General features: G+C 66.6%; 30 protein-coding genes. 12 read left to right on the top strand and 18 right to left on the bottom strand.

Annotation, left to right across the window (positions count from 1 at the left end; all coding sequences use genetic code 11):
- Positions 1–108: 108 nt before the first annotated feature.
- Genes ACX1NL_RS03800 through ACX1NL_RS03790 form a run of 3 tightly spaced genes read right to left on the bottom strand, consistent with a single transcriptional unit; the run spans position 109 to position 3080 of the window.
- A complete protein-coding gene (locus tag ACX1NL_RS03800; RefSeq protein WP_370642048.1) occupies positions 109–756 on the bottom strand; it encodes a GNAT family N-acetyltransferase in 648 nt (215 codons plus the stop codon).
- Positions 757–764: 8 nt separating this feature from the next.
- Positions 765–2087 (bottom strand): molybdotransferase-like divisome protein Glp, encoded by a 1323-nt coding sequence (glp, locus tag ACX1NL_RS03795; RefSeq protein WP_458898649.1) that lies wholly within the window; start codon positions 2085–2087, stop codon positions 765–767.
- A gap of 18 nt (positions 2088–2105) precedes the next feature.
- Positions 2106–3080, bottom strand: coding sequence for a UTP--glucose-1-phosphate uridylyltransferase (locus ACX1NL_RS03790; RefSeq protein WP_458898648.1), 975 nt, complete (start codon positions 3078–3080; stop codon positions 2106–2108).
- A gap of 63 nt (positions 3081–3143) precedes the next feature.
- Here ACX1NL_RS03790 and ACX1NL_RS03785 point away from each other — a divergent pair, with 63 nt between their 5' ends.
- From ACX1NL_RS03785 to mscL, 3 genes are read left to right on the top strand one after another with little or no spacing between them, the layout of a single operon-like run.
- On the top strand, positions 3144–3728 hold the full coding sequence (locus ACX1NL_RS03785) for a 5-formyltetrahydrofolate cyclo-ligase (protein ID WP_458898647.1): 585 nt from the start codon (positions 3144–3146) through the stop codon (positions 3726–3728).
- Positions 3729–3762: 34 nt separating this feature from the next.
- On the top strand, positions 3763–4407 hold the full coding sequence (locus tag ACX1NL_RS03780; RefSeq protein ID WP_458898646.1) for an SAF domain-containing protein: 645 nt from the start codon (positions 3763–3765) through the stop codon (positions 4405–4407).
- Positions 4391–4813, top strand: coding sequence for a large conductance mechanosensitive channel protein MscL (gene mscL / locus ACX1NL_RS03775; protein ID WP_181888019.1), 423 nt, complete (start codon positions 4391–4393; stop codon positions 4811–4813). Before ACX1NL_RS03780 ends, mscL begins: the two co-directional genes overlap by 17 nt.
- Positions 4814–4841: 28 nt before the next feature.
- Here mscL and ACX1NL_RS03770 read toward each other — a convergent pair whose 3' ends face one another.
- The 7 genes from ACX1NL_RS03770 to ACX1NL_RS03740 form a co-directional block, all read right to left on the bottom strand.
- Complete coding sequence (locus ACX1NL_RS03770) at positions 4842–5039, bottom strand: hypothetical protein (protein ID WP_181888018.1); 198 nt, start codon at positions 5037–5039, stop codon at positions 4842–4844.
- A gap of 18 nt (positions 5040–5057) precedes the next feature.
- Positions 5058–5618 (bottom strand): MogA/MoaB family molybdenum cofactor biosynthesis protein, encoded by a 561-nt coding sequence (locus tag ACX1NL_RS03765; protein ID WP_239355666.1) that lies wholly within the window; start codon positions 5616–5618, stop codon positions 5058–5060.
- Between the two features lie 51 nt (positions 5619–5669).
- Positions 5670–6902, bottom strand: a complete 1233-nt coding sequence (locus tag ACX1NL_RS03760; RefSeq protein ID WP_458898645.1) for a S1C family serine protease — start codon at positions 6900–6902, stop codon at positions 5670–5672.
- 101 nt (positions 6903–7003) lie between these two features.
- Entirely contained in the window at positions 7004–8485 is a 1482-nt protein-coding gene (locus tag ACX1NL_RS03755; RefSeq protein ID WP_181888015.1) for an ATP-binding protein, read from the bottom strand.
- Positions 8482–9180, bottom strand: a complete 699-nt coding sequence (locus ACX1NL_RS03750; protein WP_181888014.1) for a response regulator transcription factor — start codon at positions 9178–9180, stop codon at positions 8482–8484. The genes ACX1NL_RS03755 and ACX1NL_RS03750 overlap by 4 nt, the downstream gene beginning before the upstream one ends.
- Before the next feature lie 108 nt (positions 9181–9288).
- The gene (gene rpmF, locus ACX1NL_RS03745) at positions 9289–9462 is read right to left on the bottom strand and encodes a 50S ribosomal protein L32 (protein ID WP_181888013.1); all 174 of its coding nucleotides are present in this window, start codon (positions 9460–9462) and stop codon (positions 9289–9291) included.
- A gap of 21 nt (positions 9463–9483) precedes the next feature.
- Positions 9484–9753 carry a type B 50S ribosomal protein L31 gene (locus ACX1NL_RS03740; protein ID WP_181888012.1) on the bottom strand — a complete coding sequence of 90 codons (270 nt, stop codon included), beginning with the start codon at positions 9751–9753 and terminating at the stop codon, positions 9484–9486.
- 188 nt (positions 9754–9941) lie between these two features.
- On the opposite strand from ACX1NL_RS03740, the gene ACX1NL_RS03735 reads away from it, so the two are divergent.
- The 6 genes from ACX1NL_RS03735 (at position 9942) to ACX1NL_RS03710 (ending at position 13077) form a co-directional block, all read left to right on the top strand.
- Complete coding sequence (locus ACX1NL_RS03735; protein ID WP_458898644.1) at positions 9942–11072, top strand: SLC13 family permease; 1131 nt, start codon at positions 9942–9944, stop codon at positions 11070–11072.
- A 202-nt stretch (positions 11073–11274) separates the two neighbouring features.
- Positions 11275–11511 (top strand): 50S ribosomal protein L28, encoded by a 237-nt coding sequence (gene rpmB, locus ACX1NL_RS03730; protein ID WP_181888011.1) that lies wholly within the window; start codon positions 11275–11277, stop codon positions 11509–11511.
- Positions 11511–11675, top strand: a complete 165-nt coding sequence (gene rpmG / locus ACX1NL_RS03725) for a 50S ribosomal protein L33 (protein WP_006841072.1) — start codon at positions 11511–11513, stop codon at positions 11673–11675. Before rpmB ends, rpmG begins: the two co-directional genes overlap by 1 nt.
- A gap of 3 nt (positions 11676–11678) precedes the next feature.
- Positions 11679–11984 (top strand): 30S ribosomal protein S14, encoded by a 306-nt coding sequence (gene rpsN / locus ACX1NL_RS03720; protein ID WP_070472882.1) that lies wholly within the window; start codon positions 11679–11681, stop codon positions 11982–11984.
- Positions 11985–11995: 11 nt separating this feature from the next.
- Complete coding sequence (gene rpsR, locus ACX1NL_RS03715; RefSeq protein WP_172796731.1) at positions 11996–12247, top strand: 30S ribosomal protein S18; 252 nt, start codon at positions 11996–11998, stop codon at positions 12245–12247.
- 146 nt (positions 12248–12393) lie between these two features.
- Positions 12394–13077, top strand: a complete 684-nt coding sequence (locus ACX1NL_RS03710; RefSeq protein WP_181888010.1) for a TetR/AcrR family transcriptional regulator — start codon at positions 12394–12396, stop codon at positions 13075–13077.
- On the opposite strand, the gene ACX1NL_RS03705 is transcribed toward ACX1NL_RS03710, so the two are convergent.
- The 6 genes from ACX1NL_RS03705 to ACX1NL_RS03680 all read right to left on the bottom strand — a co-directional run bounded on the left by ACX1NL_RS03705 (position 13074) and on the right by ACX1NL_RS03680 (position 18704).
- Positions 13074–13814 (bottom strand): serine hydrolase, encoded by a 741-nt coding sequence (locus ACX1NL_RS03705; RefSeq protein WP_458898643.1) that lies wholly within the window; start codon positions 13812–13814, stop codon positions 13074–13076. The genes ACX1NL_RS03710 and ACX1NL_RS03705 overlap by 4 nt on opposite strands.
- Positions 13815–13885: 71 nt before the next feature.
- A complete protein-coding gene (locus ACX1NL_RS03700) occupies positions 13886–14449 on the bottom strand; it encodes a hypothetical protein (protein WP_239307345.1) in 564 nt (187 codons plus the stop codon).
- Between the two features lie 9 nt (positions 14450–14458).
- Positions 14459–15328 carry a serine hydrolase gene (locus tag ACX1NL_RS03695; protein WP_458898642.1) on the bottom strand — a complete coding sequence of 290 codons (870 nt, stop codon included), beginning with the start codon at positions 15326–15328 and terminating at the stop codon, positions 14459–14461.
- Positions 15329–15342: 14 nt separating this feature from the next.
- The gene (gene purH / locus ACX1NL_RS03690) at positions 15343–16881 is read right to left on the bottom strand and encodes a bifunctional phosphoribosylaminoimidazolecarboxamide formyltransferase/IMP cyclohydrolase (RefSeq protein WP_458898641.1); all 1539 of its coding nucleotides are present in this window, start codon (positions 16879–16881) and stop codon (positions 15343–15345) included.
- Positions 16874–17458: a phosphoribosylglycinamide formyltransferase gene (purN, locus tag ACX1NL_RS03685; protein ID WP_239307342.1), complete on the bottom strand. Its 585-nt coding sequence runs from the start codon at positions 17456–17458 to the stop codon at positions 16874–16876. The genes purH and purN overlap by 8 nt, the downstream gene beginning before the upstream one ends.
- Positions 17459–17468: 10 nt before the next feature.
- Positions 17469–18704, bottom strand: a complete 1236-nt coding sequence (locus ACX1NL_RS03680; RefSeq protein ID WP_458898640.1) for a cell division protein PerM — start codon at positions 18702–18704, stop codon at positions 17469–17471.
- Between the two features lie 298 nt (positions 18705–19002).
- On the opposite strand from ACX1NL_RS03680, the gene ACX1NL_RS03675 reads away from it, so the two are divergent.
- Positions 19003–19743, top strand: a complete 741-nt coding sequence (locus ACX1NL_RS03675) for a M23 family metallopeptidase (protein WP_181890143.1) — start codon at positions 19003–19005, stop codon at positions 19741–19743.
- Positions 19744–20052: 309 nt separating this feature from the next.
- Positions 20053–20751 carry a M23 family metallopeptidase gene (locus ACX1NL_RS03670; protein ID WP_181890144.1) on the top strand — a complete coding sequence of 233 codons (699 nt, stop codon included), beginning with the start codon at positions 20053–20055 and terminating at the stop codon, positions 20749–20751.
- A gap of 4 nt (positions 20752–20755) precedes the next feature.
- On the opposite strand, the gene pcrA is transcribed toward ACX1NL_RS03670, so the two are convergent.
- Positions 20756–23197 (bottom strand): DNA helicase PcrA, encoded by a 2442-nt coding sequence (gene pcrA / locus ACX1NL_RS03665; protein ID WP_458898892.1) that lies wholly within the window; start codon positions 23195–23197, stop codon positions 20756–20758.
- Here pcrA and ACX1NL_RS03660 point away from each other — a divergent pair.
- Positions 23136–23429 carry a chorismate mutase gene (locus ACX1NL_RS03660; protein WP_181890146.1) on the top strand — a complete coding sequence of 98 codons (294 nt, stop codon included), beginning with the start codon at positions 23136–23138 and terminating at the stop codon, positions 23427–23429. The genes pcrA and ACX1NL_RS03660 overlap by 62 nt on opposite strands.
- On the opposite strand, the gene ACX1NL_RS03655 is transcribed toward ACX1NL_RS03660, so the two are convergent.
- Positions 23426–23767 carry an antibiotic biosynthesis monooxygenase family protein gene (locus ACX1NL_RS03655; protein WP_269952079.1) on the bottom strand — a complete coding sequence of 114 codons (342 nt, stop codon included), beginning with the start codon at positions 23765–23767 and terminating at the stop codon, positions 23426–23428. The genes ACX1NL_RS03660 and ACX1NL_RS03655 overlap by 4 nt on opposite strands.
- Positions 23768–23778 lie beyond the last annotated feature (11 nt).

Raw genomic sequence — 23778 nt, 5'->3', positions numbered from 1 at the left:
GCCACCTTTCCGCGTCAGTTGCACCCTTAAAGTCAGAAGTCCACGGTATCGGCACTTGCGCAGGCGGACGGGTCGGCGCGCCGGTGAGGCGCAGCTGTTTTTCGCCCTCTAGCGCACCCGGCCGGTCTCGCGCAGGCGCTGCACGGCTGTGGTGGGGAAATCATCGGCATTCAAGGCCACGAAGTGGTGGTCGCGCCACTGCCCGTCGATGTGCAGGTTGCGCCGCAGGTAGCCCTCCTCGCGGAAGCCGTTGAGCTTGAGCACCTGCCCGGAGGCGGGGTTGTGTGGCAGGTAGGTGGCGGTCACGCGGTGCAGTCCGACGCGGGAAAACGCGTGGTCCACACCCAACGCGCACGCGGCGGTGGCCACCCCGCGGCCCATGAACGGCGAGTGCACCCAGTAGCCCACCCAGCATTCGGAGACGATGCCGTGCTGGATGTTGCCCAGGGTGACCTGCCCTGCGAAGCCGCCGTCGACCTCGATGACCAGCGGCACCACGGTGCCCTGGTTGGCCAGCCGCTTCAGGTTCAGCCAGGTGTTGCGCCACGCCGCGTGTGAGTGCGCGTCCTCCCAGCTGCCCTCCACCGTGGGTTCGACCGGTTGGAGCCATTGCTTATCGACGTTTCTCGTGCCCGACCAGTCCTTTCCATCGCGGGAAGTGAGGGGTCGGAGGCGGACGGATGTGCCGTCGGGAAGCGTCGCGGTCGGCGTGGACTCTGGCCAGCCCGGGGTGGGCTGGCGGAACATCGCGAACATGGCTGAGCCTAGCTGCGCTGGCGGAGGAACTCGACGTCCACGATGTCGCCGGGGCGCACGTCCACGGCGTCTTCCGGCAGGTGGATCATGGCGTTGGCCTCAGCGAAGCCGGCCAGCAGGTGGGCGGGGCCGGCTTCCAGTGCGGACAGCGGTTCGACCAGGTAGTCGCCGGTGTCCGCGTCGCGCATGAGGCGGGCGCGGATGTAGCCGCGGCGGCCAGGAATGGAGCTGAGCTCGCGCAAGGAGCGGGCCTTGACGGTGCGGCGCGTCACCGCGGTCTTGCCCAGGGAGCTGCGGATGGCGGGGCGGATGAACGTCTCCGCGATCACCAGCGCGCTCACCGGGTTGGACGGCAGGAGAAACGCCGGGACGCGCTCCTCACCCATCAGGCCGAAGCCCTGCACGGAGCCGGGGTGCATGGCCACGCGGGTGGTGTCCACCTGGCCGAGTTCGCGCAAGATCTCCTGGATGGGGGCCGCACCGGAGCCGCCAACGGCGCCTGTGATGACGACGAATTCGCTTTTGGCGATGTGTCCCGCCACGATCTCGCGCATGCGGCGCGGCTCGGCGTTGATGATGCCGGCGCGGTGCACGTCCGCGCCCGCCTCTTTGGCGGCCGCGGCCACGACGTAGGAGGCGATGTCGAAGACCTGCCCCAGGCCCGGCCGGCGGTCCAGATCCACCAGTTCCAGGCCGTAGCTCATCACCGTCACGCGCGGGCGCGGGTACACCAGGAGTTTGTCGCGGCCTGCGGCGGCGGCGAGGCCGATCTGGGCGGGGCCGAGCACCGCGCCCTGGCGCACGGCGATGTCGCCGGGCTGGATGTCGTCGCCAGGCCGGCGCACGAAATCGCCGGTGCGCACGGGGCGTTGCGGGGTGACGCGTTTGCGTCCGCGGTCCGTCCACTCCAACGGCAGCACCGCGTCCGCGAGTGTGGGCAGCGGGGCGCCGGTGGCGACGCGGACCGCCTGGCGCGGCTGCAGGCGCAACGGCTTCTGGGAGCCGGCGGGCACCTCGCCCACGACGGGAAGCGCGCGCTCGCGGTTCGGCTGCGGCGGCGCTACGGGGGCTTCCTCGCCGTCGTTGTCTTCGTCTTGGTCGCGGTCACGGTCGCGGCGCTCGGGCCTGCGCAGCCCGGCGGTGCCGCCCACGTCTACCGCGCGCACGGCGAAGCCGTCCACCGCTGCCTGGGGGAACCCGGGGACTTGCGTGGTGGAGGTGACCTCTTCGGCGCACATCAGGCCGAGCGCGTCCGTCAGCGCCACCCGGATCGGCTCGGGGGCGGCAGCCGCTTCTACTACAGCGGCAAGCTGGTCCTCTACGCTGCGCATGGCCCGTGCCCCTTTCGTCTACGCGTTGTCCTGCGCCTTTGCTACAACCTCGGGGTGCTCTGCCTCGAAGTCGGCGATGATCTTCTTCACCGCGGTGTACAGCGCCGGGCCATACTTTTCATCCCGCAGACCAAAATCCACATTCGCCGGGATATACCCGCCCGGGTTGCCAAGGTCGTGGCGCTTACCCTCATGCACCACCACATGCACCGGATGCCCCTCAGAGATCATCAACTCAATCGCATCCGTGAGCTGCAGCTCACCACCCTTACCCGGTGTGATACGGCGAAGCGCATCAAAAATCCCGCGGTCCAGCAGATACCGGCCGGTAGCCACCAACGTCGACGGCGCTTCCTCCACAGCAGGCTTTTCCACCATGCCGCGCACCTTCAACACCTCAACGCCGTCAATTTCGGCCTGGGCATCCTCGACGTCGAACACGCCGTAGTTGAACACCTCCTCGCGCGAGACGTTAAACGCGCACAGCACCGAGCCACCCAACTCATTGCGCACAGCGACCATCTTGTCCATCACGCCCGCCGGCAACACCAGGTCATCCGGCAGCATCACAGCAACCGCGTCCTCGTCGTCGTCCAACGCCTCTTCCGCGCACCCGACAGCATGGCCAAGCCCGAGCGGCTCGTCCTGGGTGACCGCCACCGCCTCGATCAAACCGTTGGCGCGCGCGACCTTGTCCGCCTGCGTCTGCTTGCCGCGGGCGACCATCAGCTCCTGCAAGTCCGAAAACTCGCCGAAATGCCGCATGATCTCTTCCTTATTCGGCGCAACCACCACAGCCAAACGCTGCGCCCCAGCCGCGGCAGCCTCCTCAGCAATCAGCTCAATGCCCGGGGTATCCACCACCGGCAGAAGCTCCTTCGGCACCGTCTTCGTCGCCGGCAAAAAACGCGTCCCCATACCCGCAGCCGGCACCACAACAGTCTTCACCGAAGCGCGCGCAGCATCAACGGGTCGGTCAGTAGAATTCTGCATAAACGCAAAGCCTACAGCCCCCACCCCTCACAACCGGGCTGCGACCCGGAAGAAGCCAGGAGTATGCACACGAACACAACCACCCCTCCCCCGAAGGCTGCGATGCGCGCCGCGCACGTGGCCGCCCGGCGCGACCTGCGCGGCAGCGAGCGAAAGCGCGAGCTCGACCAGGCGCTTGTGGCGGCAACCTTGGCGTGCGTCGACGACTTCGGCGCACGCGGTACCAACATCGCCGCCTACAACCCACTTAGCTCGGAGCCTGGCCCGGCGGATTTCGCAGCACGGCTCGCCGCCGCGGCACGGACGCTGTTTCTGCCGATTTCCCAGCCGGACGGGGTGCTCGCCTGGGCGCAGCACGGGACCAAAGATGCGGCCGGCGCGTTGGACATCACTGAGCCGGAAGGCCCGCGCTTCACCTCAAACGTGCTGCGCTCCTGCGGACTGGTGGTGGCCCCGGCGTTAGCCGTCGATAGGCAAGGTATGCGCCTTGGCAAGGGTGCCGGCTACTACGACCGCGCGCTTGCGGGCCTGGATGTTCCCGTCGCCGCGGTGGTTTACGACTGGGAGGTCGTGGACGCGGTGCCGCACGACGCGCACGATCAGGCGGTGGACGCGGTGATTACGCCGGAAGGTTTCTTCCGCATCTAGGGAACCGGGGCGCGGTTTTCACCGTCTTATCCCTATGGACCTCTCCGCGCGCCTGAACAACCTCCGCTCCCCCGGCTACCGCCGCTCCGTGATCATCCGCAGGGCGGTAGCCGTGTTCCTCGTCGTCGCCGCTGTGTTGCATTTGCTTATCGACGCCTCACGGTCCGACCCGCCCGCCCTGACCTTCGCCCGCGATGTCACGCCCGGCACCGTGCTCACCTCTGACGATCTGGAGCTGCGCCGGCTGCCCGCGGAGGCGGTGCCCGACAACGCGTTGGACGACGCGGCGCTGGCCGAGGGGCAACTGCTCGCGGCGGCCGCCTCCCGCGGCGAGGTGGTCACGGCCACGCGCCTAGTCGGGCCGGATCTGGCGGGGCTGCTCACCCAGGACATGCCGGACGGCGGGGAGTTCTCCATGGTTCCAGTGCCGCTGGCGGAACCGGACATCTTGCCCATGCTGCACCACGGGGCGGAAGTTGACGTTGTGGGGCAAGGGCCCCGCGTGGTTGCCGAAAATGGGATTGTCGTCACATCTGGGGAAGGGGACGCGGTGTTGGTGCTGCTCAGGCAGGGTGAGGCAGCTGCCGTTGCGGCTGCGTCCCTGTCTGAGCCGCTGACTCTCGTGTTGAGCAACCGTCAACGTCAGTTTAATATCCCCAACCATGCTTCAAGGATTTAAAGATTTCATCATGCGCGGCAACGTCATCGAGCTTGCCGTCGGCGTTGTCATTGGTGCGGCATTCACCGCAGTTGTCACCGCGTTCTCTGACGCGATCATCAACCCGCTCCTCGCTGCCCTGGGTGGCGTGGACTACTCCGGCCTGGGCTTCTTCGTCCGCGAGGGCAACGAGGCGACCTTCGTCGACTTCGGCGCTGTCCTGACCGCCATCATCAACTTCCTGCTCATCGCGGCAGTGATCTACTTCCTGCTCGTTGCTCCGATGAACAAGCTCGACGAGGCGCAGAAGCGCCGCAAGGGCATCGACCCGGACGAGCCGGAGCCGACCGACACCGAGCTGCTCGCGGAAATCCGCGACCTGCTCGCAGGCCAGAACCCGAACAATGTGCAGAAGCCGCTGAACTAGTTCGTCCTTGAGCGGGGCTGGCTGAAAGCTAGTCCCCGTAGTGCGGCGGCCGCTCCGCCTCATAAAAATCGCGGCCCGTCAAACCCGGCTCTTCGTCGCCGAGCAGCACCTCGCGCTCAGCGTCCAGAGCCGGGTTTTCGTTTGCCTGCGTATTCGGCGCGGCGTCCGCGGAGCGGTCGTAGTCCACGTCCGCCTTGCGTACAGCGCGCCTGCGCTTGCGCTCCATGAAACCCTCTGCCCTGGCCTAGACCGAGTGCTGGTTCAGCTCGTCGATGAGGTGGCGCACGAGCGGAGCTGCCGTCGATACGCCATCGCGAATCGCCTGGCGCGAGGACGCGAGGTTGACCACAACCGTGGAGCCGGACACGCCGCAGATGCCGCGCGAGGTGCACGCGTCCACCGCGCCGCACGCCTGGCCGGACGAGCGGATCGCCTGGCTGACGCCCGGGACCATCTTGTCGATGACCGCGCGCGTCGCCTCCGGCGTCTTGTCGCGCGGGCCCACGCCGGTGCCGCCGAGGGTGAGCACGAGGTCCACGCCGCCGACAACGCCCGTCTCAATGGCCTTGCGGATCTCGGACTTCTTCGACTTCACGCGCACCACGCCGTCGACCTGGTAGCCAACCTCGCGGAGCAGCTCCACCACCATCTCGTCGGTGTTGTCGCCCGGCGCGTCGTAGCGGCGGTCGCCCACCAGCACGACGATCGCGCACGGCGACGTCGGAGAGTCGCTCTCCAGCTCGGAGGCGCGCAGCGTCGCATCGTCCGGCTCGGTGATGTCGAGCGCGTCAAACAGTTCCGGCATCGTGGTCAGACTCCCTTGGCACAAAACGGGGCGGATTGGACAGATAAGAAGTTACTCGGAACTCAAGGTCACCTCTACCGGAACCGACTCAGACTCCCCCTCCCGCTGCACCTGCAGCGTCACCGTCTCTCCAAATGCTTTGGAGCGCGTCGCGGCGATGAGGGCGTCAGCAGAGTCGATGGGCCGGTCGTTCAGGCGCGTGATCACGTCGCCAGGCTTCAGCCCAGCCGTTTCGCCGGGACTGCCGGGTTCCACCCCCGCCACCACGGCACCGCCACCGAAGCCCTGCATCACGCTCACGCGCACGCCGAGCATCGGCTGCGTGGCCTCGCCCTTTTCAATGAGCTGGTCAGCGACGCGCTTGGCAAAGTTCGACGGGATGGCGAAGCCGAGGCCGATGGAGCCGCCCTGGCCGCCTTGGCTCATGCCGCCCGAGGACAGCGAAGCGATAGCGGAGTTCATGCCGATGAGTTTGCCGTTGCGGTCCACCAGGGGGCCTCCGGAGTTGCCGGGGTTGATCGCCGCGTCGGTCTGGATGCCGTCCATGAGCGAGCTCTCGCCGCCGCCCTGGGAAGCGCGCACCGGCCGGTTCAGCGCGGAGACGATGCCGCTGGTCACCGTGGCGGACAGGCCCAGCGGCGAGCCCACCGCGACGACCTCCTGGCCCACGCGCAGTTCGTCGGAGTTGCCGAACTGCATCACCGGCAGGTCGTGCACGTCGTCGATCTTCAGCACGCCGACATCGGTGTTGACGTCGGAGGCGACAAACTGTGCGCTGTGGCGTGATCCGTCGTTAAGCGTGACCTGCACCTCCGAACCTGGCGTTTCCGCGCCGGCGATGACGTGGTGGTTGGTCAGCACGTAGCCGTCCGCGGAGATGATGGAGCCGGAGCCTTCCGCACTGCCGCGGGGCGTGTCCACCTCAATGGAGACCACCGCAGGCAGCACCGCGGCCGCCACTTGCTCCACGGAGCCCTCGGGGGCCTCGGCCGGGTCCGCGACGGTCGGGTTGCGCAGCTCGCCTTGCGAATCGCTTTCGGACGACACGCTGCTGGACGGCGAATTCGACGCCGCAGTTTCCGCCGCGTTGTCGGACTGGGACGACCCGGCGAGGTACCCGGCGCCGCCGCCGGCGACCAGCGCAGTTGTCAGCGCGACGGCGAACGCCGCGCCGATGCCTTTACCGCGACGCTCCTGCTGCCCCTGGGGCTGCGGTTGCACCTGGTAGACACCGTTGTTTGCCGGGAAACTTGCGGTGTCTCCCGGATAGTTCAGTTCACTCATGAGGGGTTATTATGCACCGCCGTCCTGTGGCAGATCTTGAGGGCATGCACTGTAATTCGCAATGTTTGCTGGACGATTGCTGTATGCGCTGGCCTGCGAGTCTAGCTGTAGCTTTTGCGCGGGATCACGCGCGCGGTGGTCTCCGCGGGAGCCTCCTGCACATCCGCGCCGTCCACCTCGGGCGGGCGTCCCGGAAACACCACGCGGAAGCGCGCGCCGCCGTCATCGGATTCTTCCGCCACGATGGTCGCGTTGTGGCGGTCGAAGACCTGCTTCACAATGGCCAGGCCCAGGCCGGAGCCCGGCATCGACCGGGACTCGGGCGCGCGGTAGAAGCGCTCGAACACCTTCTCGCGCTGATCCGCCGGAATGCCGGGGCCGGAATCGTCCACGATGAGCACCGCGTTGCGCTTCGCCGCCTTCAGCGACACACGCACGGTGCCGCCCTGCGGCGACCACTTCGCGGCGTTGTCGATGAGGTTGATAGGTGCGCGGCCCATGGCGAAACGGTCGCCGGTGATGACCCACGGGTCCGCCTCGAATTGGAACGCCAGGTCCGGGCGGCGGCGGCGCACACGGTCGAGCGCTTCCTCCAGCACTTCGTCGAGGCGGAAGTCCTCAGGCTCGGCACCTTGCTGCGCTTCGTCGCGCGCCAGGTTGACCAGGTCGCCGATCAGGATGGACATTTCCTCCATCTGCGCCATCACGTCGCGCTCTAGGTCCTTGCGGTCCTGCTCGGAGATCTGGTCCTGCCGGCCGGAGTTGTACAGCATCATCAACAGCTCGATGTTGGTGCGCATCGAGGTCAGCGGGGTTTTCAGCTCGTGGCCCGCGTCCGCCACAAGCTGCGCCTGGCGCGTCTTGGAGTCCTCCAGCGTGGAGATCATCTTGTTCACGGAGGTGGTGATTTCAGCGAACTCGTCGTTGCCGTCGACGGGGAGCTCGGTGAGCTGGTCGGACTCGTTCGCGGCGTCGATAGCCCTGTGCAGTCTGCGCACGGGGCGGAGGCCGACGGCGGAAATCGCCGTGCCCGCGATCCAGGCGAGCAAACCCCCGGTACCCGCAATCACCAGCGCGGCTGCACCCCAGCTGCCGGAGACAATGCTGAACACGTCCAGCGGCTGCGACATGGCCACGGTGACACCGGAGGTGCTGCGGCGCACCACCACGCGCTCCCCTGCCACGGTGTGCTGGGAGAGCATGTCGCCTGACGACGTCGCCGCGTACGGCCCCGCCACCGGCACCGGGTCGCCGTAGAACACGTTGGAACCAGCGGGCGCGGCCGAGACTTTCGCCCACGGGGTTGCGCGGCGAAACTCGGCGAGGGCCTTTTCAAAGCCCTCCCGGTCGTCCGAATCCAGGTCCTTCAGCTGCAGCGACACGCCGTAGCTGCGGGTGCGCAGGTCGTCGTCCATGACGGTCAGACGAGTCGTTTCTGAAAGCCGGTAGGTAAACAGCGCGGTCAACAAAATGACCACGGCGACGATGCCGCCGGCGAGTACGGCCAAGCTGTTGCGCAGGGACCGGCCTGTGCCAGCCTGCCCCTGCGGCTCAGCTTCGCCTGTGAAGCGCCGCAAGATCACGGAGCGGTCTCCCGCAGGACGTAGCCGACGCCGCGGACGGTGTGGATCAGGCGCGATTCGCCGCCTGCTTCAGTCTTGCGGCGCAGGTAGCCGATGTAGACCTCGAGCGCGTTGCCAGACGTCGGAAAGTCATAGCCCCACACTTCTTCCAGGATGGTCTGGCGGGCAAGCACATGGCGCGGGTTCTGCAGCAGCAGGTGCAGCAGCGCAAACTCGGTGCGGGTCAGCGAGATGGCGCGGCCTGCGCGGGTGACGTCGCGGGTGGAGGTGTCCATGACCAGGTCCTCGAACTGCAGGCGAGTCTGGTCCTTCTCCGCCGCCTTGCGTGCTTCGGAGCGGGTGCGGCGCAGCAGCGACCCCACGCGCGCCAGCAGCTCCTCCAGGGCGAAGGGCTTGGGCAGGTAGTCGTCCGCGCCCGCATCCAGGCCGGCCACGCGGTCGGACACACCGTCGCGAGCCGTGAGCATGAGGATCGGCCCGTCGTACCCGGAGGAGCGCAGGGTACGGCAGACGCCCAGGCCGTCGAGCTTGGGCATCATGAGGTCGAGGATGGTCAGGTCGGGCTGCTCAATGCGGATCTGATCGAGCGCGTCTTCGCCGTCTACGGCGAGCACCACGTCGTATCCGTTGAAGCGGAGCGAGCGTCGGAGCGACTCGCGGACAGCCTGCTCGTCGTCGGCTACGAGAATCTTCATAGGATTATTATGACTTATTTTCTACTCAGCGTTGAATTGAGCTGAAAAAACCGGGTCCCACCTGGGGATCCCGGTTAGTTCAACGGGTCTAATACGACCCTTAAAAGCTTAGAACTGCTCGACGTCGATCAGACCAGCCTGAGCGGCCTTGATCAGGCGGCGCGGGATGCGCACCTCCTGGCCGTCGACCTTGACGGTCTGCAGGTCGGCGTTGTCGGCCTTCCACTGGGAACGACGCATGCGCGTGTTCGCGCGGGACTTCTTGAACTTCGGTGTTGCCATGACGAGTCTCCTTTATCCCCTCTAGTTGGCCTTCTTCTTGCGGCGGGCCATGCCGCCGAAACGCTGGTTGAACTTCTCCACGCGGCCGGCGGTGTCCATGAGACGCTGCGCGCCGGTCCAGAACGGGTGGGACTCGGCGGTGACGTCCACGACCACGAGCGGGTACTCGTTGCCGTCTTCCCACTGTTCAGTGCGTGCGGAGGTCAGGGTGGAGCGCGTCAGGAACTTGTGGCCCGTGTTTGCGTCCTGGAAAATCACCGGGTGGTAATCCGGGTGAATATCCTTCTTCATTAGATTCGTCTCCCTCAGGATTGAACTACGGGTCGGTTCCGCGAAGTCCCGCGGATCGTGCCCGAGTTGGGTGCGAAATGGTCTTTTCATCCGACGGTCGCCGGATAACCCGCAGTATCTTACAGTTCACGTGCGCGTTTACCTAATTGCGCACTTTGCCTATCGACGCCCCTCCGGTCCCCCTCCCCATGCCACACCAACGATTCCTTTTACCCGCCGCCGCGATTGCGGCGTTTGCCGGCCTCACTGCCGCCAGCTCGGCCGACGCTGTCGCACTCGCTGCACGCCTGATACCTGTACTGACGTTCGCCGCTGGCATGTCTGCCGTGGTGAACCTGGCCTCACGCGTCCAAATCTTCGAGTGGCTCGTATCAGCGCTCGAACGCGGCACGAGCAGCCGCGAGTTCGTGTTCGCAGGATTCTTGGCACTCGCGGTGGCCTCTACAGTGTTCTTCTCCCTCGACACCACGGCCATCATGCTCACCCCGCTCGCCGTGCAGCTGGCGTCCCGCTTCCGGCTTCCGCAGCCTGCGGTGGCGTTGTCGGTGGTCTGGATCGCCAACCTCGCCTCCATGCCGCTGCCGGTGTCGAACCTGACCAACCTGCTGGCGCTCGGCGGCGGGGCGTTCAACACCAACCACGACTACATCCGCGCGGCCGCCGCGCCCGCCGCCGCGGCGATCGCGGTTGCCGTTGCTGCCGCATACAGCGCCCGCCTTATTTACCGTGGCGCCAGCTCCGCTCCCAACGATGCACCGACGGCGGTTGCGCGACCGACGGCGGCTCTCGTCGTAATCGCCTTTACCGTCGCCGCGCTGCTGAGCCCGGTGCCCTATTGGCTCACCGGCGTCCTCGCCGCTGTCGCGATGTGGTTCGCGGTTGGGCCGGCCGGCCGCAAGGCAGGTGCCGCTTCGCTGATCCCGTGGCACGCGCTGCTCCTCGCGGCCACACTCTCAGCCGCAGCGGCGCTGGCGCTCCACGTCGAAGCCGTTGCCGCTGCGGTGGGCCTTCTCGTCGGCGCGCACCCCGGCGCCATCGCCGCGGCGGGCGCTCTTGCCGCCAACGGCATCAACAACCTGCCCGCATTCCTCGCGCTCGAGCCCGCGGCCGGCGGCCAAGACGGCGTGATGGCCCTACTTATCGGCGTCAATGCCGGCCCGCTGGTGACACCTTGGGCGTCGCTAGCCACCTTGCTCTGGGCGGACCAGCTGAAGCGGGCAGGGGCCGCGGTGCCCTGGCGCCACTTCATCCTGTGGGGCCTAGTGCTCGCCCCGGTAGCCGTCACTGCCGCCACCGCTGCATTGCTGGCGACAGGCTAGAGAAAGACCAGCCAAACGCGATTATGAGATAGAGGACTGAGACGGTATGGTTGTCTCTCGCTGTTGTCGAAGTACACGTTTACGCCTGCGTCAACCGATTGCACTTGCGCTGGTCGCGGACCCTCACTCCGCTTCTCACCTGGCGCTTTACCTCACATAGCGATCGTGTCGTGGGCGGCAAGAAGAGTAAGGAAGCTAACCCATGTCGGCACATTGCCAGGTCACGGGACGTAAGCCGTCGTTCGGCAAGACCGTCTCGCACTCGCACCGCCGCCACTCGCGCCGTTGGAACCCCAACGTGCAGAAGCGCCGGTTCTACCTGCCCTCCGAGGGCCGTACCATCACCCTGAACGTCTCCACCAAGGGTCTGAAGATCATCGACCGCGACGGCATCGAGTCCGTCGTCGCCCAGATCCGCGCACGAGGTGAGAAGATCTAATGGCACGTAACGATATCCGCCCGATCATCAAGCTCAAGTCCACTGCGGGCACCGGTTTCACCTATGTGACCCGCAAGAACAAGCGCAACAACCCGGATCGCATCACGCTGAAGAAGTACGACCCGGTTGTTCGCAAGCACGTCGAATTCCGCGAGGAGCGATAATCCATGGCGAAGAAGTCCAAGATCGCTAAGAACGAGCAGCGTAAAGAGATCGTCGCCCGCTACGCGGAGCGTCGTCAGGAGCTCAAGGCCATCATCAAGAACCCGGAGACCTCTGACGAGGACCGTCTTGAGGCACAGTTCGAGCTCAACCGTCAGCCGCGCGACGCCTCCCCGGCCCGCGTGCGCAACCGTGACTCGCGTGACGGTCGCCCCCGTGGCTACCTCCGCAAGTTCGGTGTTTCCCGTGTCCGTATGCGCGAGATGGCTCACCGCGGTGAGCTGCCTGGCGTCCGTAAGTCTTCGTGGTAAGGAGGACTCACATTATGAAGCGCAACAATTCGCGTAAGCCGCGCATTGAGCAGTCCCGCCGCCCGAAGAAGAACCCGCTGAAGGCGAAGGGCATCGAGTCGGTCGACTACAAGGATGTTGAGACCCTGCGTCTGTTCATCTCCGACCGCCACAAGATCCGTTCCCGCCGCGTCACGGGTCTGACCCCGCAGCAGCAGCGCCAGGTCGCTACCGCTGTGAAGAACGCGCGCGAGATGGCTCTTCTGCCGTTCACCACCCGCTAATTAGCCGGTTGACGATGACAGCGTAGAGTCTTCGGCTCTTGAAAGCACCCGCACTCCCCTCCCCGGAGGGTCGAGAGCGGGTGCTTTTCGTCTATAGTTATCCCGCGCAACCATAAATAGCGAGCTATGACGGAAGGACGGAAGGCATGGCGAAACCGGTCGGACGGCCACGCAAGCAAAGCCCCCGCCGCAGAGGCGCCACCGCGCGCGAGGAGATCCTCGACGCCGCCTCCGAACTGTTCACCCGCAAAGGTTTCGCCACCACCTCCACCCACGACATCGCGGACGCGGTGGGCATGCGCCAAGCCTCGCTGTACTACCACTTCCCGTCCAAGCGCGACATCTTTCTCACGCTGCTGATGGGCACGATCCAGCCAGCGCTGGCGCTCGCGTCGGATCTGGCCAAGACCGACGAGTCGGCGGCGGTGAAGCTGTGGGCACTCGTGGCCGCTGAGTCGCGCATCCTGTTGTCCTCGAATTGGAACATCGGCAGGCTCTACCAACTGCCTGTGCTTTTGTCCGAGGAGTTCGCGGAGTACCACGAGGCGCGCCAGGAGCTGGAGGGGATCTTCCGCAAGCTGTCGGGGCAGATCGTCGGCGAGGATGACCCGCGCATCGACCTGCCGTTCCACATGACGCTCGCGGCCATCGAGATGCGCGACAACACAGGCACCGCGCCCTACCCGCTTGTCGACGATGCCCTGCCCGCCCCCGCCGTCACCATCGCCGACGCCGTACTGGACGTGCTCCACACGGATCTGCCGGAACGCCGCACCGAGCGCATGCTCGAGCTGGTGGACCTGGTCTCCCGCAAGGACGAGCAGGACTAGGGCTGGCAGGCAGCCGCTGGGAGCTGCGCCGGATCGGCGGCGAGCGTTTCCGCAGCGGCGGTGAGCATCTCCTGCCCCGTCTCGTATGTTCCGTCCGCGGGCAGCGCGGTGAGCGCCACCGGCGCCCACGTGCCGTCGCCGCGCGGCACAAGCCCGAACTGCCGAACCTGGTAGGCGCCCGCGGGGTCCGGGCCCCAACCGCCCTTGAACAGCGCCCCTGCTACACCCAGGCCGTACGCCTGCGAGGGGTCGATTTGCCCCATGAACTGCAGCACCGGGTCGGCGCCCTCCACGCAGGCGACGGTGTTCGCCAGAGCGGCCTCGTCGGCCACGCCGAGCTGCGTCTGCCCGAAGGCAGAGAACTCAGGGCGAAGCGGTTCAGTGTTCACGTGCGCAGCCAACCCGGCATCGTCCAGCACCGCATCGACCGCGCCCGGCCCGACGGCATCATAGAGTCGCTGCGCCGCCGCGTTGTCAGACGCGCTCACTGCGGCTCGGGCGTCTGGCTCGAGTCCGGGGTTGGTGCGCAAAGCTGCCACGGCGATGGGCACCTTGATGGTGGACCAGGCGGGGCTCGGGTCGGTAAAACCTGCCGATTCCGGCCCTTCCTTTCCTACTGTGGCAACGCCCAGCTGGCCGCCGTAGGAGGATTCGACGTGGGCGACGGTGGCGTCGAGAGGCAATTGCTCATCGGGGGCCGGCGGTGGCGCCTCCGTAACGGTTGAGGTGACGACCACGGTTTCTTGGCCGCCGGAACAGGCGGACAAGAACAGTGCGCCGGCTGCGGCGAGTCCGAGACGCCGGCGAGCTACCAAATCTTGACCCGGGCGTTCTTGCCGCCGGTGCAGTACACCGTCTCCCCGCCAGAGCAGGTCATGCGGTAGGTGATGCCGGTGGCCGGGCTGTAAACCGACACCGTCATATCTGCCGTGCCAGTGCGACCGTAGGACTCCTGGAACGCCTCGTAAACGTTGGTGGCGAAACCTGCTGTGGTCACGTCCGTGTCCGGGGCGTAGTTCGAGTACGTTCGCTTCGCTGGCTCCTTGCTGGGCTGTTCGGGCGCCTCCGACCTCGGCAGCGTGCGAGTCTCAACCACCGTGCTCGTCACCGGCTCGCTGGAGCGGTTAAACGCACCAGAGCCGCCCATGAACGCCAACACGCCGACAAGCGCGGCGAGCAGCAGCGCGCCCAAAACGTAGAGCCACGGGCTCGGGCCGCCGCGCTTCTCCGGCTGCTGGTAGCTGGGGGCGTACTCGTCGGGCTGTCCGTACTGCTGCTGCGTCACGGCGCCGAACTGCTGGGTTTGTCCGATATCAGGATCCGTGGAGTACGTCTGGTCCGGATTCCATTGGCTGGAGCCTTGGTTATTCATGGCAACCCCCTAACAACGCGACGTGGGCAGGTCGCCGCGCATGGCGTTGAGCCCGTCCGCGAGCTCGTTCAGCATGGCGAAGCTGCCCTCGTGGCCCTTCGGGCTGTGGGCGGTGATTGCCACGGCGATGTCGCCGTTCGGGCCCGGGATGAGGCCGAACTGGCGGGCCAGGTGCCCGCCTTCGTGGTAGTTCCAGCCGCCCTTGTAGCGGGCGCCGCCGATGCGGCCCAGGCCCCAGTGCTGGTAGTCCACGATGCGTCCCATCATGTCCAGCACCGGCTCGTGGCCCGCAACGCAGCGCAAGCCCGAGGCGAACTCGGCCTGGTCGCTGGTGGTCCACAGCGTGCCCATTTGGTAGCCGGCCGGGGTGGTCGTGCGCGCGCCCGCTTCGCGGATCACGCCCTCGTAGCCAGCGGCAGGCACCTGGCCGAACATGTGGTGCGCGGCGGGGTTGTCGGAGCGGGTCACGGCGGCCTCAGCGTCCGGGTAGAACGCCTGGCTCTGGCGCAGCGCGGCAATGGCCAGCGGCACCTTCATCGTGGAAAACGCAGGCTCGGGCCGATTGTCGCCGGCGGTGAAGCCGCCCACTGCCACGGTGGCGCGGCCGCCGTGGCGCCCCACCACGTCCGCCACGAGGCGGTCCAGCTGCGCCTGGACATCCACCGCGGGTGCGACGTGCTGCGCCTTGCCGGGTTTCGGGGTGGTCAGCGGCAGCGGCAGGCGGATCGCGTTTTTCACCTGCGGCGGCAGCTGGTTGTAGGCCTGCACGATTGGCTGGCCGATTACGGGAATCTGGTCGATCGCCGTGTACGTCGGCACCGACGACATGGGAAACGCCAGGCCCGCGGTCAGGGCCAGGGCTGCAATCTTGGAGGGCACGGGAAATGATCTTTCTAGTGGGCGAAGTGGCGGGTGCCGGTCAGGTACATGGTCACGCCGGCGGCCTCAGCGGCGGCGATGACTTCCTCGTCGCGGATGGAGCCGCCGGGCTGCACCACGGCCTTCACACCGGAGTCAGCCAGCAGCTGGAACCCGTCCGCGAACGGGAAGAACGCGTCGGAGGCGGCCACGGCACCGTTGGTGCGGTTGCGCCCCTCGTCGAGGGTGTTGGCGCGGTCAACGGCGAGCTTTGCGGAGTCGACTCGGTTGACCTGGCCCATGCCGATGCCTACCGACGCCCCCTCGGCCGCGATCAGAATCGCGTTCGACTTCACGCAGCGCACTGCGCGCCACGCGAATTCGAGATCCGCCAGCGTCTGCTCATCGGCCGCCTCACCTGCGGCCAGGGTCCAGTTGGCGGCGCTGTCGCCGTCGGCCTGGAAGCGGTCGCGCTCCTGCACGAGCCAGCCGCCGGCGATCTGCTTGCGCTCCTCGTCCTGCTGCTTCGGCTCAACCTCGAGGATGCGCAGGTTCTTCTTCGTCTGCAGCAGCTCGAGCGCGTCCGCGGCGTACGACGGTGCGACGACCACCTCAGTGAAAATCGGCTTGATCTGCTCCGCCAGCTCCAGGGTGACCTCGCGGTTGCAGGCGATCACGCCGCCGTAGGCGGAGACCGGGTCGCATGCATGGGCCTTCTTGTGCGCGTCCGCGATGGAGTCATCGGAGACGGCCACGCCGCACGGGTTGGCGTGCTTGATAATTGCCACGCACGCACGTTCGTGGTCCCAGGCGGCGCGCCACGCGGCATCGGCATCCTGGTAGTTGTTGTAGCTCATCTCCTTGCCGCCGTGCTGGGTGGCGGCGGCAAGGCCCCAGCCCTCGTTTTCCAGGCGGGCGGCCTGGTGCGGGTTCTCGCCGTAGCGCAAGTCGGTGGCGCCTTCGCCGGCGCCGGAGGCGTCCGCGCCGAGCTGGTTGGACAGCCAGGAGGAGACCGCGGCGTCGTAAAGCGCAGTATGCGTAAACGCCTCGAGTGCCAGCTGTTTGCGCTGCTCGAGGTCGAAACCGCCACCCTTGACGGCCTCGACGACCTCACCGTAACGGGCAGGCGAGGTGACCACGGCGACCGACGGGTGGTTCTTGGCCGCGGCGCGGACCATGGACGGGCCGCCGATATCGATCTGCTCGACGCACTCGTCGAAGGTGGCGCCGGAAGCAACGGTCTCCTCGAACGGGTAGAGGTTGACCACGACGAGGTCGAACGGCTCGATGCCCAGCTCCTGCAGCTGGTCTACGTGGCTGTTCTTGCGCAGGTCCGCGAGGATGCCGGAGTGCACGCGCGGGTGCAGCGTCTTCACGCGGCCGTCGAGCACCTCCGGGAAGCCGGTCACGTCCGCAACCTCGGTGACCGCCACACCCGCGTCAGCGATGCGCTTCGCGGTGGAGCCGGTGGAGACGATCTCCACGCCCGCCTGGCCGAGCGCGCGGGCGAGCTCCTCCAGCCCGGTCTTGTCGTAGACGCTGATCAGAGCGCGCTTAATTTCCCGCTTAGACATTGAAGACAGCCTTTCCATTGACAATTTCGACGTTGTGCAGCAGATGAACGATCTGCTCGCGCTCCACCTTCTTGATGCGTTCGTGGAGCTCGGACTCTGTGTCCCCCGCCTCAACCTCGACAGGGCGCTGGGCGATGATCTCGCCGCTGTCCAGGCCGGCATCCACGTAGTGCACGGTGCAGCCAGTGACTTTCACGCCGTGCTCCAGCGCGTCGCGCACCGCGTGCGCGCCCGGGAACGAGGGAAGAAGCGACGGGTGAGTGTTGATCGTGCGCCCCTCGAACTCCCGGACAAAGGCCGGGCCGAGCAGCCGCATGAAGCCGGCGGAAACCACCAAGTCCGGCTCGACGGAGGCCACAGCGGCCACCATTTTGTCGTTCCAGGCGTTGCGGTTGGTTTCCATCGGCACCACGGCGGTGCGAATGCCGGCATTTTTGGCGCGTTGCAGTGCCGGACAAATTTGATCCGCCACCACGAGGTCGACGCGGTAGCGGTTCTCCTGGTTGTCGATGATCGCTTTCAACAGGGTGCCGGTGCCCGACGCGAGGACGGCCACCGATTTCGCAGAGTCACTCACGGGTTCAAGTCTAACTACCGCTGCGCGCCGACGCGCGTTGCCTCACCAGCGCGACTCCGCGCACCAGTGCGCCCGTGAGGGCAACCCAGATAAACAGCGACAACGCCAACGCGAACGGATCCGCGCCGACGAGCCCGTACGCTCCGGCACCACCGGAAGAGAAGATGCCCAGCACCGCCCCCATAAGCGCCGCCCACGTTGCGGTCGCGGCGACGCCTTCGAGGCTCAGTGGCTTAACGACGAACGCGTGCGCCAGCACCGCCGCCGGCACGATGAGCAGCACCGGCGCCCACTGGGGCATTTCTGCGGGGATCGCGGCGAACAGCGGCAGGGGCGGGTATGCCACGTTGGAGGTGGCGAACAGGCTCACGCCCGCGCCCGCGGCCTCAAAGCTGCCGCCGAGGAGCACCGCGAGCTGGGCGACCGCCGCGTTGGGCAGATACAGCAGACTCAGCACCACCAGGGCGATGCCCCCGCCGACGCCGAGCTGCGGGAACTGGGAGACAAGCTCACCGACGCGCCCGTAGCCGAAGGCGAGCGCAATAAGGAAGACCACCGCGGCCGCGGCGAGCAGGCGGAGAATGAGATTCGCCGCTTGTGCCCCTGTGTCCACCGCCACGGACGGAATGCCGCTGCGCTTGGCCAGCGCGTGCCACACAACGCGACGCACGCCGACGACGAAGCCGAGAAGGTGCACGATCAGCGGGTACACAAACGCGGCAACCACAGGCGGGGTGGCCACCGGGTACACGTGCGAGGCGTCGAAGACCATGAACAGCGCGATGCCGCTGACCAGCAGCGGCAAGCCGAGCGAGAGCCCGAGGAGGGTGAGCAGATCCAGAACGCTCACGCGGCCGGCGGTGGCCTTGCGCACCTGCACCGCCACCACTGCGGCCACGCCAAAGGCGGGCAAAAGGGGCATGGCGGTCAGCGAGACGCCGTCGATAAGCAACGGCACCCCGTGGAGCGCGAACCATGCCTCGCCGAGAGCCCCGGGGAAGTACGTCAGGCTCCAACCTGCAATGAGGATGACCGCGAAGCACAACGCGACGATGCCGAGCACCAGCGCCAAGTTCGGCACGAGCGCGTACAGCAGGTAGTGGCGCACACGTTCTTTCGCCGTGGCGGGCATTTTGCCGCTGTCCGCGGGGCGCTTGATGCCCGTGATCTTCCGCAGGGATGCGCCCTTGCGGCGCTGGCGGCGCGCATCCGCCTGGCGGGGCCTTTGGTTGGGTGTGGTGCTCATCGCGTCCTACTCTGCCACCCCAGCCACAAAGGCCACCACAGTGACACCCTGGCCGCGGGCTGCGGCGCACTCCGAAATGCGCCCTGGGCCGCCCGCAACGCGCGGGCGTGGCGCACATCTCCCGCACGGTGGGTGTGTAACATTCCCCCGAATAGACGCGATTTAAGAGTATTTTCAGATTTCATCTTGCTCCGACGAAACCAATTCGTTACAGTAGCCTCTCGTAGATAACAGGAAGGTCACGATTCCGCGGTGAGCAGCGGAACCCACGGCCAACGGAAGATCTCAAAGAGGGCTCATGTTCAACTCCACGAAGCAGGGCGGCAAGCACCGCAAGCAGTCCCCCAACAAGGGGCGCGTTGCCGTCGTCGCAGCAGCCACTGGCGCTGTGTCCACCGCTGGTTTCTCCGGCCTGGTCGCCGGTGCCCTCACCAGCAACCAGGACGCCGAGCAGGGACAGAACATCAAGCTCGCCGCAGACGCCGACGAGCTCCAGAGCGCCGATCCGGGAGTGGACGAGGCTTCCGCCGAGGAGACCCCGCAGATCCTCTCCATCGCCGAATACAAGCCGGTGGAGAACCTCACCGAGCAGCTGGACAAGGCTATCCAGCACTCCGACGAGGTTGCCCGCCTGGACGAAGCCGCCCGCGCGCCGCTGTTTACTAAGCCGGCCGAGGGTGCCTTCACCTCGGGCTTTGGTATGCGCTGGGGCTCGATGCACAACGGCGTCGACATCGCCAACACCCCGGGCACCCCGATCCGCGCAGTTGCCGCTGGCACCGTGATCGACTCCGGCCCGGCGCAGGGCTTCGGCAACTGGATCCGCATCCGCCACGAGGACGGCTCCATCTCCGTTTACGGCCACATGCAGTCCCTCTACGTCGCCGTCGGCGAGGTTGTGCAGCCCGGTCAGCTCATCGCCGGCATGGGCAGCGAGGGCTTCTCCACCGGCTCCCACCTCCACTTTGAGATCTGGCCTGACGGCGCCAGCCCGTCGGACCCTGCCCCCTGGCTGGCAGCCCGAGGCATTAACCTCTAACGCGCTTTTCCGCCCTCTCACGGGGCCGCCCGCGCCATTGTGGCGCGCGGGCGGCCCCGTTTTTTGATCGCCCTTCTACTGGACGGGGGTAAAGCACCCACCCCCGCAGCCCATTACCATGCGTAACAATTTTCACACCAGCAACACGCCGGATGAGCTGGACGGACATCCGGGATAACGCGGAAATTCGAACAAACGTGCACGTCACAGCATTGCCAGGGCTCATTTCGCCGGTTAGATTCTCTGCCTGTGTGCGTGGCCGAGACCGCGCCTAGCCCTCTACAGAGTTAGAAAAGGTATCCCCCAAACATGAACCGACGTCTCACTTCGAGCATCGCAGCCGTCTCGGCCGCAGCGGCAATGGCGCTCACCCTGGCGCCCGCGCCCGCTACTGCCCTGACCGTCACCGTGGGCGGCGCAACCATCTCCGACGCGGGCCAAGCTGTGGGCGCAGTAGCGAAAGCCGCAGGCGCCATCAAGGAAAGCGGCGCGACGATTACCGCAGGCGACTACAAGATCGTCTACGACCCCCGCGCTCTCGAGGCTCCGCTCGCCGCCGCGTTCGCTCCAGCAAAGGGCAGCGACTGGGTGGCGCCGCAGCGCGGTCGCACCGCCGACGGCCGCACCGTGGTCACCCCGGCATCCGGCCGCTTCACCTCAGGCTTCGGCCCGCGCTGGGGCACCGTGCACCAGGGCATCGACATTGCCAATGACCTGGGCACCCCGATCTACTCCGTCATGGACGGCACCGTCATCTCCGCAGGCCCGGCGCGCGGCTTCGGCAACTGGGTCGTAATTAAGCACGACGGCGGCGAGGTGTCCGTCTACGGCCACATGCGCTACTACGACGTCTCCGTGGGCCAGCGCGTCACCGCCGGGCAGAAGATCGCCTCCATCGGTAGCGAGGGCCAATCCACCGGCCCGCACCTCCACTTCGAGATCAAGCCGGACGGCGTGAACCAGGTGGACCCGGTGCCGTGGTTCGCCGCCCAAGGCATCAAGATCTAGCGGGCTACAGCTTCTCCATGGGCACGCCGCCGATCGTCATCAGACGGACGGTGCCCGAGGAGCCGAAGTCAATCGTCACCGTTTCCCGCACGCCCGAGCCCTCTACCGCCATCACGGTGCCGAGCCCGTACTTGGCGTGATTGACCCGGTCCCCCACCGCCAAGTTGAGGTTCTTGTGCACCTTCGTGCCGGACCCGCCCCGGCGGGATCGGGCCGGCGGGCGGGAGCGGGTGGGCGCGCCCCACGCGTCAGAACTGAATGAGCGCTCCGGTTCCAACCGGCGCCAGTCGATGAGGTCCTCCGGGACCTCTGCGAGGAAGCGGCTGGCAGGGTTGGTCACCGGAGAGCCCCAGGAAGCGCGCAGGATCGCACGCGTCAGGTAGAGCTGCTCCTTGGCGCGGGTGATGCCCACGTACGCCAAGCGGCGCTCCTCGGCGAGCTCCGCCGGATCCCCCAGCGCCCGCAGGTGCGGGAACTGCCCGTCCTCCCACCCGGTGACGAACACCACCGGGAACTCCAGGCCCTTCGCCGTGTGCAGCGTCATCAACGTGACCACGCCTTGCTCGTGCTCCGGCAGCTGGTCCGCGTCCGCCACCAGGGAGACCTTCTCCAAAAACGCCTGCAGGGACCCCGGCGCGGGCTCGCCTTCCTGCATTACCTCGTTGAGTTCGTCGTCTGTCATGTACGCCACCTGGTTGGCGGCCTCCGAGGAGAACTCGCGGGCCACAGACACCAGCTCGTTGAGGTTATCCAGGCGCGCGCCGTCCTGCGGGTCGTTCGATGCCTCCAGTTCGGCGCGGTAGCCCGTGTCGTCCAACACGCGGGTGATTAGCGCGCCCAGGTCCGGCATGCCCGTGACCTCGTTGCGCATCGCCGGCATGTCGTCGCGAATCTGGCGGATCATCTCCACAAAGCGCGTGATCGAGTTGGTCGCGGCCTTGGCAAGCATGTCGATGTTGCCGGAGGTGGCGTCGACAAGCGAGCGCCCGAAGCTTTGGTTGTTGTTTTCCGCGTGCAGCGCCACCATCGATTGCGCCTTGTCACCGATGCCGCGCTTTGGCACGTTGACGATGCGGCGCATGCTCACCGTGTCGTCCGGGTTCTCCAAGACCTTGAGATAGGCGACGATGTCGCGGATCTCGCGCCGCTCGTAGAACCGCGTGCCGCCGACGACCTTGTAAGGGATGCCGGAACGGATGAAGATGTCCTCGAGCGCGCGCGAGGCGTTGTTCGTGCGGTACATCACCGCCATGTCCGAGTACGGCACTCCCCTGTCGGCCAGGGAGTCAATTTCCGAGGCGATGAAGCGCGCCTCGTCGTGCTCGTTGTCCGCGACGTAGCCGACGATCTTCTCGCCGGAGCCCTGGTCCGTCCACAGCTTCTTCGGGCGGCGGCCCTCGTTCTGCGCGATCACCGCGTTCGCCGCGCCCAAGATGTTCTGCGTGGAGCGGTAGTTCTGCTCCAGCATGATCGTGGTGGCGTTCGGGTAGTCGCGCTCAAACTCCTCGATGTTGCGGATGGTCGCGCCACGGAAGGCGTAAATGGACTGGTCCGAGTCGCCCACCACCGCCAGCTCCGGCGCATCCGGACCGTCGCCGACAAGGGTGTGGATGAGCTCGTACTGGGCGTGGTTGGTGTCCTGGTACTCGTCCACCAGCACGTGGCGGAAGCGGCGGCGGTAGTAGTCCGTGACCTGGGGGTGCTCCTTGAAAATGCGCACGACCTCGCCGATGAGGTCGTCGAAGTCCAGCGCGTTGGACTGGCGCAGGCGGCGCTGGTACTCCACGTACACCTTGGCCACCGTGGTCTCGAACGGGTTGTGGGTGCGCTCGGCGTTTGCCAGCGCCGTCTCCGGGCCAATCAGCTCGTTTTTCAGATTCGAGATCCCGTTGGCCAGGGTGCGGGGCGTGAACTTCTTCAAATCCAGGTTGAAGTCCTTGGCAATCATGCCCAAAAGGCGGCGCGAATCATCCGAGTCGTAGATGGTGAAGTTGGTGTTCAGCCCCGGCACCAGCTGGGCCTGCTGGCGCAGGATGCGCACGCACACTGAGTGGAAGGTGGCCACCCACATCCGCTCCGCCTCCGGGCCGACCAGCTGGCCCACGCGCTCCTTCATCTCCGCGGCGGCCTTGTTGGTGAAGGTGATGGCCAGGATCTGCCACGGCGCCACACCGCGGTTGTGCAGCAGGTAGGCAATGCGGCGGGTGAGCACCGCGGTCTTGCCGGAACCCGCGCCCGCGACGATGAGCAGCGGGCTGCCTTCATGGACGACGGCGGCCTGCTGCTGCGGATTCAAACCCAGGGTCAGATCAGTCATGGCCGTTACTGTACTAACGCCTCCGACATCACCCGCGCGGGTGTTCGAACTGGCATAATAAACAGCCATGAGCGAGCTTGAAATCCGCATGCCTTCCGGCACAGATGACCCACTCTCGGACGCGGAGATTCAGGCGTACCGCAAAGAGATCGACCGGCTGGACCGCGTGATCCTCGACGCGGTGAAGCGCCGCAGTGAGATCTCCAAAGCCATCGGCAAGACCCGCATGGGCTCCGGCGGCACCCGCCTAGTGCACACGCGCGAGGTCGCCATAATCAACCAGTTCCGCGACGAACTGGGCGAGGAAGGACCCGGCCTGGCGCAGATCCTGCTGCGCCTCGGCCGCGGCAAGCTGGGCTAGTTCTGCTCGAGGGAGTCGAGCACGACTTCGAATTCCAACAGGTCTGCGGACTGCGAGACCGGCTTGCGCGGCTTGTCCGCTTCGGTTCCCTCGCCGGAGCGGTCCGACTGCCCGTGCCCGGCGCGGCCCGCGCCCTCCCACCACGCGCTGTAGGACTCTTCGTCGGCCCAGCGGGTGACCACGAAGTAGCGCTTTTCTCCCTTGACCGGGCGCAGCAGCTGGAAACCCTCGAAGCCGGGGTGGCCGTCGATGGAGTGCTTGCGGGCAGCAAACCGGCGCTCCAGCTCCGCGCCGGCACCTTCAGGGACAGTGATCGCGTTGATCTTCACAATTGCCATGGGCGCCATTA

It is taken from the genome of Corynebacterium sp. CQ3829_602738, from assembly GCF_054478435.1.
The sequence above is the reverse complement of the archived record's forward strand: the minus strand, read 5'-3'. Positions and strand labels throughout refer to the sequence as shown.